The following is a 14,123-nucleotide window of genomic DNA, read 5'->3' on the forward strand; positions in this document are numbered from 1 at the left end:
CGTCGACGGCGGAGAACTGCCCGGTGACGCCGATCGCGGAGCGGACCGCCTGCGGGTCGGCGGACAGGTCGTGGCCCCCTACGTGCAGGTCGCCGACGTCGGCGGTGATGAGGGTGGACAGGATCTTGACGGCGGTGGTCTTGCCGGCGCCGTTGGGGCCGAGGAGGGAGAAGACGGTGCCCTCCGGCACCGACAGGTCGATGCCGTCGAGCACGACCTTGTCGCCGTAGGACTTGCGCAGCCCGTTCGCCGCGATGGCCGAGTTGGTCATGATGGGTGCTCCTTCAGAGGCTGCGGGCGGTGATGTCGCCAAAGGCGGTGGTCGCGTGGATGTTCACGTCGGCGGCGGCGCCGTCGGTGTTCTTGAGGGCGTTGTGGATCCGGCCGTAGGTGGTGCCGGCGTCCAGGGAGGCGGAGGCTCCGCTGGCGGCGCCGACCGAGATCCCGCCGTGCTCGGTGCGGAGCACGACGGTGCCGCGCAGGGCCTCGGTGATGCGGAGGTCGCCCTTCTGAGTGCTGATCTCCGCGGGGCCGCCCAGACGGCCGACCGAGATGTCGCCGGCGAGGAGGGTGAGGCGGGCGCTCGCGGTCTCGTCGAGCTTGACCGTGGCCTGCGCGGCCTCGAAGGTGACGTCGCCGAGCCGCCCGACGCCCCGGATCTCGGCGCTGGCCGCCTTCGCCTCGACGCGGGAGCCGGCGGGCAGCTGGATGGTCACCTCGATGGATCCGGAGTGGCCGAGGATCCGGTTCTTCGCCGGTGCGGCCTCGACCCGCAGGACGCCGTCGCCGTATTCGACCTTGGTCTGCTCCGCAGCCTTCACGTCTCGGCCGCTCGAGGCGTTCGCGGGCAGGACCTCGACCACGGTGTCGGCCCGGTCGGCGGCGATGAACCGGATGCGTCCGGCGGGGATGTCGAGGACGGCGGAGATGGCGGCGGGAGTGTCGAACTTCTGCATGCTGCGTTCCTTCGGCTCGTCGTTTCTGACATTGGAAACGCTACGTTGCATTCATGGATCGCTCAATAGCCTTGTTGCAGGAAATCGGCGTCAGTGCAGGTGAAGTCAGAGAATTCGTTGCAATGGGCTCCTATTTAATGCAACACCGTGGGGCCTACTCGTTGCAATGAAATAGGGGTGAACGCTACCCTGGGGCATCAGGGAGAACGAAGGAGACCACGATGCCGGGAGGCAGGCTCACCCAGCAGGAACGTCAGCAGATCGCGCTGGGGCTGGCCGACGGCCTCGCCTACGCGGAGATCGCCAGACGTCTCGATCGTCCGACCTCGACGATCACACGTGAAGTGATGCGCAACGGCGGCCCCGCCGCCTACCGCGCCGACCTTGCCCACCGCGCCACCGAACGCCGCGCCCACCGGCGCAGGCAGGCCGCGCCCCGGGGGATGGAGCTGCCCGCGCAGGCTCACGGACGCGACCCCGAGGCCGTACGGGAGTTCGAGGAGACGTTCACCCCCGTCCTCATGGCCTCGGGCATGCCCAAGATGATGTCCCGGGTGATGGCCTGCCTGACCCTCACCGACTCCGGCAGCCTCACCGCGTCCGAACTCGTCCAGCGTCTCCAGGTCAGCCCGGCGTCCGTCTCCAAAGCGATCGCGTTCCTCGACAGCCAGGGTTTCATCCGCCGGGAACGCGACGAACGCCGGCGCGAGCGCTATGTCGTCGACGACGACATCTGGTACCAGTCGATGATGGCCAGCGTCCGGTCCACCGCCCAGATCGTCGAGACCGCACGGCAGGGCGTCGGCGTCCTCGGCCCCGACACACCGGCCGCCACCCGCCTCGAGAACGTCGCCCGCTTCCTCGACTTCGTCTCCGAGAGCCTCGCCCGCGCCGCGGAGCAGGCGCGCGACGTTCTCCACGCGAAAACCGGAACGCCCTCATAGACAGCCGTATTGCCCGGCCGACGACCCCGTCGTGCCGGCCGCGGCCCGGCGGGGCCTTGGCCGAGCGCCTCGCCCGGCAGCCGCAGTCGCGTACCACCGAGCGCTGTTCCCTTTTCCGGGGTCTCTCCGGACAGGTCAGGCGTTGCGGTTGTAGCGGAGCAGGTAGGCGGCGAAGCGGTCGAGGTCCTCGGTGGACCAGTCGGCGAGGCGTTCCTGGTAGGCGGCGCGGCGGCTGGCGTGGGTGGACGAGAGGACCCGGGTGCCGGCTTCCGTGGGGTGCAGCACCTGGACGCGGTGGTCGGCGGGATCGGGGCGGCGCTCGACGAGGCCCAGCTTCTCGAGGGCGGCGACCTGCCGGCTGACGGTCGACTTGTCGAGCAGGTAGTGGGCGGCGAGGTCGGTTGCGCGGCAACCGTGCTGGTCGTCGATGTGCGCGAGCAGCGTGTACGAGACGAGGGACAGCTCCGGGTGGAGCCGCGCGGCCGTGGCGCGGGCGCGGCGGGCGAACGCCGTCAACTCGCGCTGGATGGTGTCGACCGACTCGTCGCGTCCGGTTGGCATGGTCTGTGTCACCGTCCTCGGTGGCTTCACCCTCGGCCCCGTCGCGGAGGGCGCACGCGGGTGGTGGTACGGGTACCGCGAGTCCGCTCCGTCATGTGCTCGGTCATCCGCTGACACCGCTGCCGATGTGCGTCGGCACGGGCTCGCGTACCTGGGCGCCTTCCACATCCCCGAAGCGCGCGCCGTGCGGGCCGCAGGGGGCGGTCGCCGTCCGAACCGGGACTGCCGGTTGTCCACAGGCCGGGACGGGTGGCCGGTGGCGGAGGTACCGTCTGGGGCAACTGGGCGATGGTGAACGGGGACGGGGCTCATGGGTGACATCCGGACAGCGATGCCGGCGCGGCGCGGAACCGGTGGTGGCGAGCGCATACCGGTGGTGCCGGGGTTCGCGTCCGCGGACCGCGGAGAGGGCTCGCCGAAGGAGCGGGGCAAGGCGCTGCGGGAGCGGGTGCCGCGGTCGGCGCACGGCTCGCTGGAGCTCTCCGGCGCGCGGCCGGACGCCGTGCGCGCGGTGGAGGAGTCGAGCCGGGGGCGGGTACCCGGGCTGGCGCCGATACGGGTGGGCAGGATGGCCGCCACGCCGTTCGCGTTCCTGCGCGGCGCCGCCGGGCTGATGGCGCACGATCTGGCGGGTGCGCCGGTCACCGGCATCGGCGCGCAGATATGCGGGGACGCGCACGCGGCGAACTTCGGGCTGTACGGCGATGCGCGCGGCCGGCTCGTGATCGACCTGAACGACTTCGACGAGACCGTGGTCGGCCCGTGGGAGTGGGACCTCAAGCGGCTGGCGACGTCGCTGGTGCTGGCCGGTCGGGAGGCGGGCGCGGACGAGGACGTGTGCAGGGCGGCGGCGTTCGACGCGGTGGGCGCCTACCGGCGCACCATGCGGCTGCTCGCCAAGCTCCCCGTCCTGGACGCCTGGAACGCGATCGCCGACGAGGAACTGGTCTCGCACACCGACGCACGCGACCTGCTGGGCACGCTGGAGCGGGTGGCGGAGAAGGCGCGCGGCAACACCAGTGCCCGGTTCGCCGCCAAGGCCACGGAGGAGTGCCCGGACGGCGGGCGGCGTTTCGTGGACGCGCCGCCGGTGCTGCGCCGAGTGCCGGACGCGGAGGCCGCGGCGGTCGCCGCCTCGCTCGGCGCGTATGTGGAGACGCTGCCGGAGGACCGGCTGCCGCTGCTCGCGCGGTACGCGATCCATGACGTGGCGTTCCGGGTGGTGGGGACCGGGAGCGTGGGCACGCGTTCGTACGTGGTGCTGCTGCTGGACCACCGGGGCGAGCCGCTGGTGCTCCAGGTGAAGGAGGCCCGGCCCTCCGCCCTGCTGCCGTACCTGCCGCGGGTGGGCTTCCCCGTGGCGGAGGTGGCGCACGAGGGGCAGCGCGTGGTGCTCGGGCAGAAGCGCATGCAGGTGGTCAGCGACAACCTGCTGGGCTGGACGACGGTCGAGGGCAGGCCGTACCAGGTGCGGCAGTTCCGCAACCGCAAGGGCAGCGTGGACCCGACGGCGCTCTCGGCCGACCAGGTCGACGACTACGGGCGGATGACCGGTGCCCTGCTGGCCCGGGCGCACGCGCACAGCGCCGACCCCCGGCTCCTCGCCGGGTACTGCGGCAAGAACGACGAGCTGGACGAGGCCGTGGCACGGTTCGCCGTGGCGTACGCGGACCGGACGGAGGCCGATCACGCCGATCTGCTCGCGGCGGTCAGGAGCGGGCGCATAGCCGCCGAGCTGGGGGTGTGACGGGTCGGGGCCGTCCGCCCGTACGCTGGTCGGGTGACGACCCCGAACGACGACGTGACCGGTGCCCCGACCGCCGACGAGACCGACGTCCCGACCGCCGACGTGGCCGGTGGCCCGACCGGTGACGGAGCCGGTACGGCCGGCGTGGCCGACGGCGTGGCCGACGCGGCTGAGCGGCCGGAGGCGCGGCTGGAGCGGGCGGTGCGCGCGGCGGAACAGGCGCTGATCGAGTTCGAGATCGCGGTGGAGACGTTCCGGGTGGAGGTGGAGAACTTCTCCCGGCTGCACCACCAGAAGCTCGGCCCGATGTACGCGCGGCTGGACGAGCTGGACGCGCTGATCGCGGAGGCGAAGGCGGCCCGCACCGGTGACCCGGAGGACGTGCGCAAGGCGCAGTCGGCGCGGGCGCTGGTGATGCCCATGCCGGGCGTCGACGAACTGTTCGGCGACTGGATGGACTCCGACGGCCTGCCCCCCGAGGCGGCCGCGATGCTCACCGACCGGCCGGTGCAGCCGCCCAAGCGGGTCCGGCCGAGTGACGAGGCGCGCAAGCTCTACCGGGAGCTGGCGCGCAAGGCGCATCCGGACCTGGCGCGTGAGGAGAAGGAGCGGCAGCGGCGGGAGGAGTTCATCACGCGGGTCAATGCCGCGTACGGGCGTGGTGACGAGGCGCTGCTGCGGGAACTCTCCGAGGAGTGGGCGGCGGGCCCCGCGCCGGCGGCCACCGAGCTCAGCGAGAGCGAGGAGCTGTACGCCAGGCTCGAATGGCTGGCCCGGCGCAAGGAGCTTCTGACCGTGGTGGCGCGGGACCTGGAGGACAGCGCGATCGGCGCCATGCTCCGGATGGCGCCCGACGATCCCGACCGGCTGCTGGAGGAGATCGCCGAGCAGCTGCTGGCGCAGGTCGCCGAGCGTGAGGCGGAGCTGGCGGCGCTCGCTCAGTAGTGGTTGTGCAGTAGCGTCGGGATGTACCCCCACCGACGAGAGAAGGCCTGATCCATGAACTTCGCATCGCTGCCCACCGTGGACGCCGCGTCGGTGCCGGCCGACGGACTGGTGCTCGACGTCCGTGAGGACGACGAGTGGGCGGCCGGGCACGTCGAGGGCGCGTTGCACGTGCCGATGAGCGACTTCGTGGCCCGGTTCGGCGAGGTGACCGAGGCGGTCGCCGACGGGCGCCGCGCCTATGTGATGTGCCGGGTCGGCGGCCGTTCGGCCCAGGTGACCCAGTACCTGGTGCAGCAGGGCATCGACGCCGTGAACATCGACGGCGGCATGCTCGCCTGGGAAGGCGCCGGCCGCCCCATGGTCACCGACAACGGCAGCCCCGCCGTCGTTCTGTAGCGCGGGGCAGGCCCCGTGGACCAGCCGGCCAGGCGGATCAGATCGGCGGCCGGGCGGGTTCCGGCCGGGCCGCCGGCCGACTCGGAGGCCAGGCGGTCCTGCGCGGTGGGTCGAGGCGGGTAGTTGGTCCGGCGGGTCAGGCAGGTCCGCGCGGTGGGTCGGCCAGGTCCGGGGGCCAGGCGGGTCCTGCGCGGCGGGTCGGTCAGGCCCGCGGGTCAGGCGGTCCTGCGCGGTGGGTCGAGGAGGACGATTGGTCCGGCGGGTCAGGCAGGTCCGCGCGGCGGGTCGAGCCCGGCAGTTGGCCCGGCGGGTCAGGCTGATGGCCGGCCGGGGCCGCCCTGGGCGGGTCAGCTCGGCGGGCGGGCGCACGAACAGCCGACGGGGCCGGCCCACGGACAGCTCGGCGGGGCCGGCCCACGGACAGCCGGCGGTCGGCGTAAGCGGTCAGGCCGACCCGCCGACCCACCGACTCACCGGCCCGCCCGCCCGGTGCGCCAGGCCGGTGGGTCAGGGTGGCGGCTCGTGCCGTGGGCCAGGCCTGCGGAACAGTTCGGCGGACCAGCGGACCAGTCGGGGGCCGGGCCGCGGTCAGGCCAGGGGGTGAGCGGCCAGGAGGTCGCCGAGCGCCTCCTCGTGGGCGGCGGCCGGGCCGAGGGACAGTTCCAGTTGCTTGGCCCAGGCGTGGTAGCGGTGCAGCGCGTAGTCCGTGTCCGCGCCGAAGCCGCCGTGCAGGTGCTGGGCCGTCTGCACGACTCGCCGTACGCCCTCGGAGGCCCAGATCTTCGCCACCGCGATGTCCCCGGCGGCGGGGAGCGCTCCGGAGGCGCCCGAGCCGATCCGCCAGGCCGCCTGCCAGAGGGTCACCTCCATGGCCCGCAGGTCGATGTAACGGTCGGCGGCCTGGACGGCCACGGCCTGGAAGGTCGCGATCGGGTGCCCGAACTGTTCGCGCTTGCCGGTGTACGCCCCGGTCATCGCGAGGACGGCCTCGCCGAGCCCCAGCGCCAGCGCGCATGTGCCGGTGGTGAGCAGCCCGCGCAGCCATTCCCAGGCGCCCTCGGTGCCGATCACCTCGCGGTCGGTGACCCGCACGGAGTCGAGCCGTACCTCGGCGAGCAACTCGCCGCTCGTGGAGACCTGGTCCGCGAGGGTGACGCCCTCGTGGTCGCGGGGCACCAGGGCGATGACCGCGTGGCCCCCGGGGGTGTGCGCCGGTATCGCGATACGGTCCGCGCACCGCGCCCACGGGACGCTGGTCTGCATCCCGTCGAGCACCCAGCGGTTGCCGTCCCGGCGGGCCGTCACCGCCAGTTCCGCCGGATCGTGGCCGCTTCGGCCATGGGCGCCGACCGTGAGCACCCGTTCGCCACGGCCGATCCGGGGGAGCAGTTCGCCGGCCAAGTCGGCGTCCCCATAGCGCTCCAAGGCCATCGCGACCGCACTGGTCTCCAGCAGTGGCACGCGCGCCAGCACCTTGGCGGACTCGCGCAGCACCAGGCAGAGAGCGATGGGGTCCAGGCCCGCGCCACCGTGCCGGGGCGCGAGCACCAGACTCAGCAGGTCTGCCGCCGCGAGCCTGGCCCACAGCGCCCGGTCGAACTCCTGGGCCACCGCGCCCGCTGTGAGCGCCGGGCTCGGTACGCCATCGGGCGCGACGCCCGAGAAGACCGCCTTCGCCGCTTCGACGGCCGCCTGCTGTTCCTCGCTGAAGGTGAAGTCCACAGCCCCTGCCTCCCCGCGCGCCCACTTCATCTGACGGACCGTCAAGATAGAACAGGTTCTAGGGGAAGGGAATGGTGCCGAGACGACGTACTCAGCGGTCGAAGTCGAGTTCCACCTCCGGCGTCACCGGGTGGGACTGGCAGGCCAGTACGTAACCCGCGTCGGTCTCCTCCGCTTCCAGGGCGTAGTTGCGGTCCATCCGGACCTCGCCGGTGACCAGGAACGCGCGGCAGGTGCCGCAGACGCCGCCCTTGCAGGCGTACGGCGCGTCCGAGCGGCTCCGGAGCACCGTCTCCAGCAGCGACTCCCCTTCCTGCACCGGCCAGGTGCCCGACCGGCCGTCGAGAGTGGCGGTGAGCGTGGCGTGCGCCGGCACCGCGGCCACCCGCACGGCGGCGGGCGCCGAACCGTCGTCCACGTGGAAGATCTCCTGGTGGATACGGCCACGGTCCACGCCCAGCCCCCGTAGTGCCCGCTCGGCACCGATGACCAGCCCGAACGGCCCGCACAGGAACCAGCCGTCCACCTCGCTCACCGGAAGCAGCGCGGGAAGGAGCGCGGCCAGCCGCTCCTGGTCCAGCCGCCCGGACGGCAGACCCGACTGCTGCTCCTCCCGCGACAGCACGGTCACCAGCTGGAAGCGGCCCGGATACCGGTCCTTCAGGTCGGCGACCTCCTCCAGGAACATCGTCGAGGCCGCCGTACGGTCACTGCGTATGAGGCAGAACCGGGCCTCGGGTTCGCGGGCCAGCAGCGTCGAGACCATGGACAGCACGGGGGTGATCCCGCTGCCGCCCACGATCGCCGCGAAGTGCCCGGGGCGCGGCGGCAGGAGGAACCGGCCCATCGGCTCCATGACCTCGACCGTGTCACCGACCGTGAGTTCCTTGAGCGCGTACGTGGAGAACTCACCGCCGTCCACCAGCCTGATGCCGACGCGGAGAACCGGGTCCTCGCCTTGGGGGGCGGCGGGGGAGCAGATCGAGTACGTACGGCGGATCTCTTCGCCGCTCGTGCTCTGGCGCCGCAGGGCGAGATGCTGGCCGGGGATGTGGCGGAAGGCCTCGCGCAGCTCGGGCGGTACCGCGAAGGTGACGGCGACCGAGTCGTCCGTGAGCCGCTCGACCTCGCTCACCCGGAGCGGATGGAACATCTACAACTCCTTGAAGTGGTCGAACGGTTCACGGCAGGCGGTGCAGCGGCGCAGCGCCTTGCAGGCGGTGGAGGAGAAGCGGCTCAGCAGCTCCGTCTCGGTCGAGCCGCAGTGCGGGCAGCGGATGGCCAGCGTGACCGGCACCGGCCCGCCGCCGGCACCCTGATGGCGGGGTGGCGCTATGCCGAACTCGGCGAGCTTGCGGCGCCCTTCCGCGCTGATGTCGTCGGTCGACCAGGCCGGGGAGAGGACCGTGACGACGGAGACCTCCTCCATGCCGTGCTCGTGCAGCACACGCTCGATGTCCGAGGACATTGCCTCGACGGCGGGGCAGCCGGTGTACGTCGGTGTCAGCTCGACCTTCACCCGGCCGGGGGCGAGGACGTGCACCCCACGCAGCACGCCCAGCTCCTCCAGCGTCAGTACCGGCAGCTCGGGGTCGGGAACCGAGCCGGCCAGCCGGCTCAGCTCCGCCTCCAGCGCCGTCATGTCCGCCGTACCGGTCACCATGACGCCCCCGGGTGGCTGCGGTGCAGGTGCTGCATCTCGGCGAGCATCCGGCCGAAGCTCTCGGTGTGCAGGCCCTGGCGTCCCGCACCGGCGCTCCACGCTCCCGTGCGCGGGCCCTCCGGCACGGACAGCGTGGCCCGCTCCATGACCGCTGTCACCGAGGCCAGCCAGTCGGACTCCAGCTCCTGCCAGTCGACGTCCAGCCCCTCCAACGGCTGGAACACCTCGCCCGTGAAGCGCCACAGTGCCGTGCAGGCGCGCTGCATCCGCTCATGGCTCTCGGCGGTGCCGTCACCCAGCCGCAGCGTCCACTGCTCGGCGTGGTCCTGGTGGTACGCGACTTCCTTGACGGCCTTCGCCGCGAGCCCGGTCAGCTCACCGCCACCGTCGCCGGCTGCCGCCAGCCGGCCGTACAGCAGCCGCTGGTAGGTGGAGAAGTACAACTGCCGGGCGATGGTGTGGGCGAAGTCGCCGTTCGGCTGCTCGACCAGCTGCACATTGCGGAAAGCCCGCTCCTCGCGCAGATACGCCAGCTCGTCCTCGTCCCCGACGAAAGACAGCAGAACCCGTGCCTGGCCCAGCAGGTCCAGCGCGATGTTGGCGAGCGCGACCTCCTCCTCCAGGACGGGGGCGTGCCCCGCCCACTCCCCCAGCCGGTGGGACAGCACCAGCGCGTCGTCGCCGAGGGCGAGCGCCGCGGCGGTGTTCACGGTGGCGGTCACAGGTTCTTCACCCCCTCCGGGACCTCGTAGAAGGTCGGGTGCCGGTAGGGCTTGTCCGCGGAAGGCTCGAAGAACGGGTCCTTCTCGTCGGGCGAAGAGGCGGTGATCGCCGTGGACGCCACCACCCAGATGGAGACGCCCTCATTGCGGCGGGTGTACAGGTCGCGTGCGTTGCGGAGCGCCATCTGCGCGTCCGGTGCGTGGAGGCTTCCCGCGTGCGTGTGGGACAGCCCGCGGCGCGAGCGCACGAACACCTCCCACAGCGGCCAGTCGCTGGTCGTCATGCCGTCGCCTCCCCGTGCTTCGCCGCGTACGCCGCCGCGGCCTCCCTGACCCAGGCGCCTTCCTCGTGGGCGCGGCGGCGCTGGGTGATGCGCTGTTCGTTGCAGGGCCCATTGCCCTTGAGGACGTCCCAGAACTCGGTCCAGTCGATCGGGCCGAAGTCGTAGTGCCCGCGCTCCTCGTTCCACCGGAGGTCGGGGTCGGGGAGGGTGAGGCCCAGCGCCTCCGCCTGGGGGACGCAGATGTCGACGAACCGCTGGCGCAGCTCGTCGTTCGAGTGCCGCTTGATCTTCCAGGCCATGGACTGGGCCGAGTGCGACGACTCGTCGTCCGGCGGGCCGAACATCATCAGCGACGGCCACCACCAGCGGTTCACCGCGTCCTGGGCCATCGCGTGCTGCTCCGGGGTCCCCCGGGAGAGGGCGAGGAGCGATTCGTACCCCTGGCGCTGGTGGAACGACTCCTCCTTGCAGATCCGCACCATCGCGCGCGCGTACGGGCCGTAGGAGCAGCGGCACAGCGGCACCTGGTTGGTGATCGCGGCGCCGTCCACGAGCCAGCCGATGGCGCCGACGTCGGCCCAGGTCAGCGTGGGGTAGTTGAAGATCGAAGAGTACTTCTGGCGACCGGTGTGGAGCTTGTCGAGCAGCTCGTCGCGGCTCGTGCCGAGGGTCTCGGCGGCGCTGTAGAGATACAGGCCGTGCCCGGCCTCGTCCTGCACCTTGGCCATCAGGATCGCCTTGCGCCGGAGCGAGGGCGCGCGAGTGATCCAGTTCGCCTCCGGCTGCATGCCGATGATCTCGGAGTGCGCGTGCTGGGCGATCTGCCGGACGAGCGTGGCGCGATACGCCTCCGGCATCCAGTCGCGCGGCTCGATCCGCTCGTCGGCGGCCACGGTGGCGTCGAACACCGCCTCGTACGCCTCCTGCGTGTCCGCAGTCACTGCCGTCATCGGGCCCCCTACCGACCGATCGTTCGGTTGAATGACTTCAATGGTGAGTCGGCGGCCCGTATGGTGTCAACCCTGTGGATAACTCCGGCTGATTGATGGGGAACGGGAACGGGGCGGGATGGACTCGTACGACAAGGAGGCCGGGGGCCGCGCCGGGCGCGCCACCGACACGGAAGGCTCCGAGGGTGTGACCTCTCCCGCCGAAGCCACGCCCTCCGCCGTCCCCGGCCCGGAATCCGGCCCCGAACAGGGGCCCGCCCCGGCCCCGGATCCCGCCCGCACATCTCCGGTTGGCCCTTACGCCGATCGAGCGACGCCCCGGTCCCCCGACCCCGCGTCGCCCTCCACCGCGGCCCCGGAGCGGAGCCCCGCCCCCACGGCCGCCGACCCGGCACCCACCCGGACCCGTCGCCCGCAGGCCGCCATCCCGTCCTGGTCCACGCCCGACTCCGCCACCGCCCCCGACTCCGCCGACGCCGACTCCGGGCCCGACCGCGACTCCGCCACCGCCCCCGACTCCGGGCCCGACCCCCACCCCGCCGCCCCCCGCCCGGAGGCCCCGGCCGCCCGGCAGGGCGGGCGCGGGCGTGCGGCGGAGGGCGACGGGGGGCCGCCGGAGCACGGAAGCGTGCCGGCCGGGGCAGTTGGTGGCCCGGCCGCGTATGGGCCGGGGGAGGCGGGGACCGCAGGCGCCCGGGCGGGAGCCGTCGGGGTGGCCGCGTTGTCGTTGCCGTACCAGGTCGTGGCGGCCGTTTCACTCGCCGTCGTGGGGATGTTCGCCTGCGTCCACCTGGCCATGGCGTTTCTGCACGTCGCGCCCTCGAACACGCTCACCAAGCAGCACGGCAAGGCCGTGGACGACTGGGTCTTCCCCGAGTTCGAGCAGAACTGGAAGCTCTTCGCACCCAACCCCCTCCAGCAGAACATCGCCGTCCACGTCCGCGCCGAGGTCGTGGGGAGCGACGGCGGGCGGAGGACCACCGGGTGGATCGACCTCTCCGCCGACGACGGCGAAGCGATCCGGGGCAACCTCTTCCCCAGCCATGTGAACCAGAACGAGCTCCGCCGGGGCTGGGACTTCTACGTGAACTCGCACACCAACGACAACCGCCCCAACGGGATGCGCGGGCAGCTCTCCGAGCGCTACATCCGGCGCATCGCCATGCTGCGGCTCGAAGGGCACCGGCTCGGCGGCAGGATCGAGCGGATACAGCTGCGCTCCGCCACCCAGGGCGTCGAGGCCCCGGTGTGGAGCGACGAGAAGACCGACACCCGGCCCTACTACCGGGTGCTCCCGTGGTGGACCGTGACAGCGGCCGACCTGCCCGGTGGTATCAGCGGCGGCCGTACGGAGGCGGACAAGTGAACCCGAGCAATGCCCGCGCCCGCACCGAGCCGCTCGACCGCCGGCTCGCCCGCGCCGTCCAGCAGGTCACCGGCACGGCCCTCGGCCCGTACCAGACCGCTGTCGTACGCATCGGCTTCTCCGCCGCCTGGCTGCTGTTCCTGCTGCGCGAGTTCCCCAACCGCCACGAGCTGTACGGACCGGACGGCCCCTGGTCGTGGGAGATGGGCCAGCAGCTCATCGCGAACAACCACGCCTTCACGGTCCTGATGTGGTCGGACAGTCCCCTCTGGTTCGAGAGCGTCTACGCCCTCGCCGTGCTGTCCAGCGTCCTGCTGCTGATCGGCTGGCGCACCCGCACCATGTCGGTGCTGTTCATGGTGGGCGTGCTGTCGCTGCAGAACCGCTCGATCTTCATGGGCGACGGCGGTGACAACGTCATCCACCTGATGGCCATCTACCTCGTCCTGACCCGGTGCAGCCAGGTCTGGTCCCTCGACGCCCGCCGTGCGGCGCGCTCGGATGCCGTGCGCGACCCGCTGGGGCCGGTGATGTGGTCGGTTCTCGCCTTCGGCCTGGTGGCGGCGACGCTGTTCCTCGACCGGACCGGCGAGCCATGGCTGCTGGTGCTGCTGTGGCTGCTGTGGGCCGCGCAGGGGGTGTGGTGGCTGGTGTGCCGGTACGCGCCGGGCCAGCCGCGCGTCCTGGCCGATGTCCTCGCCAATCTCGTCCACAACGCCACGCTCGCCGTGATCATGGCCGAGGTGTGCCTGATCTACGCCACAGCCGGCTGGTACAAGATCCAGGGGTCTCGCTGGCAGGACGGCACCGCGCTGTACTACCCGCTCAAGCTGGACTACTTCACCCCCTGGCCGTTCCTCTCCGACCTGCTCGCCGCCAGTGGTGTGATGGTCATGCTCGTGACGTACGGCACGGTCATCGTGCAGGTCGCCTTCCCCTTCACGCTGTTCAACCGGCGGGTCAAGAACGTCCTGCTGGTGGCGATGATGCTCGAGCACGCCGGTATCGCGCTGCTGCTCGGGCTGCCGTTCTTCTCGCTCGCCATGATTGCCGCCGATGCCGTCTTCCTGCCGACGGTCTTCCTGGTCCGGCTGGGCGCCCGCGTCCGGCGCGGCGGGGAGCGGCTGCTGCCGCGGACCGGGAAAGTGCTCCCGCAGCAGCGGCACGACGGCGGGGAGCCCGCCCCCCGTACCCTCGTGGGGTGAGCAGCGAGACCCCACTCCAGTACGACGACGGTTACGGCCCCGAGATCGGCGTCGGTCCGCACCCCCGGCCCTGGCCGGAGGACGAGCGGTACGACCCCGCGCTGCTCGCCGACGGCGACCGGCGCAATGTCGTCGACCGCTACCGGTACTGGAGGCGGGAGGCGATCGTCGCCGACCTGGACACCCGGCGCCACGACTTCCATGTGGCTGTCGAGAACTGGGGCCACGACTTCAACATCGGCTCCGTCGTCCGGACGGCCAACGCCTTCCTCGCGAAGCAGGTCCACATCGTCGGCCGGCGCCGCTGGAACCGGCGCGGCGCCATGGTCACCGACCGGTACCAGCATGTGCGCCACCACCCGGACACCGAGTCGCTGACCGCCTGGGCGGCCGCCGAGGAACTGCCGATCATCGGGATCGACAACCTCCCCGGCGCCGTGCCGCTGGAGCGGACCGAGCTGCCGCGCCGCTGCGTCCTGCTGTTCGGGCAGGAGGGCCCGGGCCTCACCGAGGAGGCCCGCAAGCACGCGACGATGGTCTGCTCGATCGCCCAGTTCGGCTCCACCCGGTCGATCAACGCGGGTGCGGCCGCGGCGATCGCCATGCACGCCTGGGTGCAGCGGTACGCGGAGATCTCCCCCTAGGGCTTCGTCCAGAGG

General features: G+C 72.1%; 16 protein-coding genes. 7 read left to right on the plus strand and 9 right to left on the minus strand.

What is annotated here, in order from left to right; translation table 11 throughout:
* Positions 1-271: ATP-binding cassette domain-containing protein (locus tag ABT360_RS04565; protein ID WP_351810584.1), on the minus strand; the 271-nt coding region annotated here is incomplete at its 3' end.
* 13 nt (positions 272-284) lie between these two features.
* Positions 285-956, minus strand: coding sequence for a DUF4097 family beta strand repeat-containing protein (locus ABT360_RS04570; RefSeq protein WP_351810587.1), 672 nt, complete (start codon positions 954-956; stop codon positions 285-287).
* A 221-nt stretch (positions 957-1,177) separates the two neighbouring features.
* Here ABT360_RS04570 and ABT360_RS04575 point away from each other — a divergent pair, with 221 nt between their 5' ends.
* A complete protein-coding gene (locus ABT360_RS04575; RefSeq protein WP_351810590.1) occupies positions 1,178-1,900 on the plus strand; it encodes a GbsR/MarR family transcriptional regulator in 723 nt (240 codons plus the stop codon).
* A 135-nt stretch (positions 1,901-2,035) separates the two neighbouring features.
* Here ABT360_RS04575 and ABT360_RS04580 read toward each other — a convergent pair whose 3' ends face one another.
* A complete protein-coding gene (locus tag ABT360_RS04580; protein WP_351810593.1) occupies positions 2,036-2,461 on the minus strand; it encodes a MarR family winged helix-turn-helix transcriptional regulator in 426 nt (141 codons plus the stop codon).
* 310 nt (positions 2,462-2,771) lie between these two features.
* Here ABT360_RS04580 and ABT360_RS04585 point away from each other — a divergent pair, with 310 nt between their 5' ends.
* From ABT360_RS04585 to ABT360_RS04595, 3 genes are all read left to right on the plus strand, one after another.
* Positions 2,772-4,208, plus strand: a complete 1,437-nt coding sequence (locus ABT360_RS04585; protein WP_351810595.1) for a DUF2252 domain-containing protein — start codon at positions 2,772-2,774, stop codon at positions 4,206-4,208.
* 144 nt (positions 4,209-4,352) lie between these two features.
* Positions 4,353-5,153: a hypothetical protein gene (locus tag ABT360_RS04590; protein ID WP_351811017.1), complete on the plus strand. Its 801-nt coding sequence runs from the start codon at positions 4,353-4,355 to the stop codon at positions 5,151-5,153.
* A 54-nt stretch (positions 5,154-5,207) separates the two neighbouring features.
* Positions 5,208-5,552 (plus strand): rhodanese-like domain-containing protein, encoded by a 345-nt coding sequence (locus ABT360_RS04595; protein WP_351810598.1) that lies wholly within the window; start codon positions 5,208-5,210, stop codon positions 5,550-5,552.
* A gap of 588 nt (positions 5,553-6,140) precedes the next feature.
* Here the strand turns inward: ABT360_RS04595 and ABT360_RS04600 are convergent.
* The 6 genes from ABT360_RS04600 to paaA form a co-directional block, all read right to left on the minus strand.
* Positions 6,141-7,274, minus strand: a complete 1,134-nt coding sequence (locus ABT360_RS04600; protein ID WP_351810601.1) for an acyl-CoA dehydrogenase family protein — start codon at positions 7,272-7,274, stop codon at positions 6,141-6,143.
* 91 nt (positions 7,275-7,365) lie between these two features.
* Entirely contained in the window at positions 7,366-8,427 is a 1,062-nt protein-coding gene (locus ABT360_RS04605) for a 2Fe-2S iron-sulfur cluster-binding protein (RefSeq protein ID WP_351810604.1), read from the minus strand.
* Positions 8,428-8,937 (minus strand): 1,2-phenylacetyl-CoA epoxidase subunit PaaD, encoded by a 510-nt coding sequence (gene paaD, locus ABT360_RS04610; protein ID WP_351810607.1) that lies wholly within the window; start codon positions 8,935-8,937, stop codon positions 8,428-8,430.
* Complete coding sequence (gene paaC / locus ABT360_RS04615) at positions 8,931-9,659, minus strand: 1,2-phenylacetyl-CoA epoxidase subunit PaaC (protein WP_351810610.1); 729 nt, start codon at positions 9,657-9,659, stop codon at positions 8,931-8,933. Before paaC ends, paaD begins: the two co-directional genes overlap by 7 nt.
* Positions 9,656-9,943, minus strand: a complete 288-nt coding sequence (paaB, locus tag ABT360_RS04620) for a 1,2-phenylacetyl-CoA epoxidase subunit PaaB (RefSeq protein ID WP_351810612.1) — start codon at positions 9,941-9,943, stop codon at positions 9,656-9,658. The genes paaC and paaB overlap by 4 nt, the downstream gene beginning before the upstream one ends.
* Entirely contained in the window at positions 9,940-10,893 is a 954-nt protein-coding gene (gene paaA / locus ABT360_RS04625; protein ID WP_351810615.1) for a 1,2-phenylacetyl-CoA epoxidase subunit PaaA, read from the minus strand. Before paaA ends, paaB begins: the two co-directional genes overlap by 4 nt.
* A 118-nt stretch (positions 10,894-11,011) precedes the next feature.
* Between paaA and ABT360_RS35335 the strand changes: the two genes are divergently transcribed.
* The 3 genes from ABT360_RS35335 to ABT360_RS04640 are packed head-to-tail and all read left to right on the plus strand — an operon-like array spanning position 11,012 to position 14,108.
* Complete coding sequence (locus tag ABT360_RS35335; RefSeq protein ID WP_444852175.1) at positions 11,012-12,259, plus strand: DUF5819 family protein; 1,248 nt, start codon at positions 11,012-11,014, stop codon at positions 12,257-12,259.
* The gene (locus tag ABT360_RS04635) at positions 12,256-13,464 is read left to right on the plus strand and encodes an HTTM domain-containing protein (protein ID WP_351810618.1); all 1,209 of its coding nucleotides are present in this window, start codon (positions 12,256-12,258) and stop codon (positions 13,462-13,464) included. The genes ABT360_RS35335 and ABT360_RS04635 overlap by 4 nt, the downstream gene beginning before the upstream one ends.
* A complete protein-coding gene (locus ABT360_RS04640; protein WP_351810620.1) occupies positions 13,461-14,108 on the plus strand; it encodes a TrmH family RNA methyltransferase in 648 nt (215 codons plus the stop codon). Before ABT360_RS04635 ends, ABT360_RS04640 begins: the two co-directional genes overlap by 4 nt.
* Positions 14,109-14,123 lie beyond the last annotated feature (15 nt).

The sequence above is a fragment of the Streptomyces sp. NPDC000229 genome (assembly GCF_040300825.1).
Taxonomy (GTDB): Bacteria; Actinomycetota; Actinomycetes; order Streptomycetales; family Streptomycetaceae; genus Streptomyces.

Excerpts from the sequence above, each read along its gene's own strand:
- ABT360_RS04570 (WP_351810587.1), bottom strand. The coding sequence starts at position 956 with ATGCAGAAGTTCGACACTCCCGCCGCCATCTCCGCCGTCCTCGACATC.
- ABT360_RS04575 (WP_351810590.1), top strand. The coding sequence starts at position 1,178 with ATGCCGGGAGGCAGGCTCACCCAGCAGGAACGTCAGCAGATCGCGCTG.
- ABT360_RS04580 (WP_351810593.1), bottom strand. The coding sequence starts at position 2,461 with ATGCCAACCGGACGCGACGAGTCGGTCGACACCATCCAGCGCGAGTTG.
- ABT360_RS04585 (WP_351810595.1), top strand. The coding sequence starts at position 2,772 with ATGGGTGACATCCGGACAGCGATGCCGGCGCGGCGCGGAACCGGTGGT.
- ABT360_RS04595 (WP_351810598.1), top strand. The coding sequence starts at position 5,208 with ATGAACTTCGCATCGCTGCCCACCGTGGACGCCGCGTCGGTGCCGGCC.
- ABT360_RS04605 (WP_351810604.1), bottom strand. The coding sequence starts at position 8,427 with ATGTTCCATCCGCTCCGGGTGAGCGAGGTCGAGCGGCTCACGGACGAC.
- paaD (WP_351810607.1), bottom strand. The coding sequence starts at position 8,937 with ATGGTGACCGGTACGGCGGACATGACGGCGCTGGAGGCGGAGCTGAGC.
- paaB (WP_351810612.1), bottom strand. The coding sequence starts at position 9,943 with ATGACGACCAGCGACTGGCCGCTGTGGGAGGTGTTCGTGCGCTCGCGC.
- paaA (WP_351810615.1), bottom strand. The coding sequence starts at position 10,893 with ATGACGGCAGTGACTGCGGACACGCAGGAGGCGTACGAGGCGGTGTTC.
- ABT360_RS35335 (WP_444852175.1), top strand. The coding sequence starts at position 11,012 with ATGGACTCGTACGACAAGGAGGCCGGGGGCCGCGCCGGGCGCGCCACC.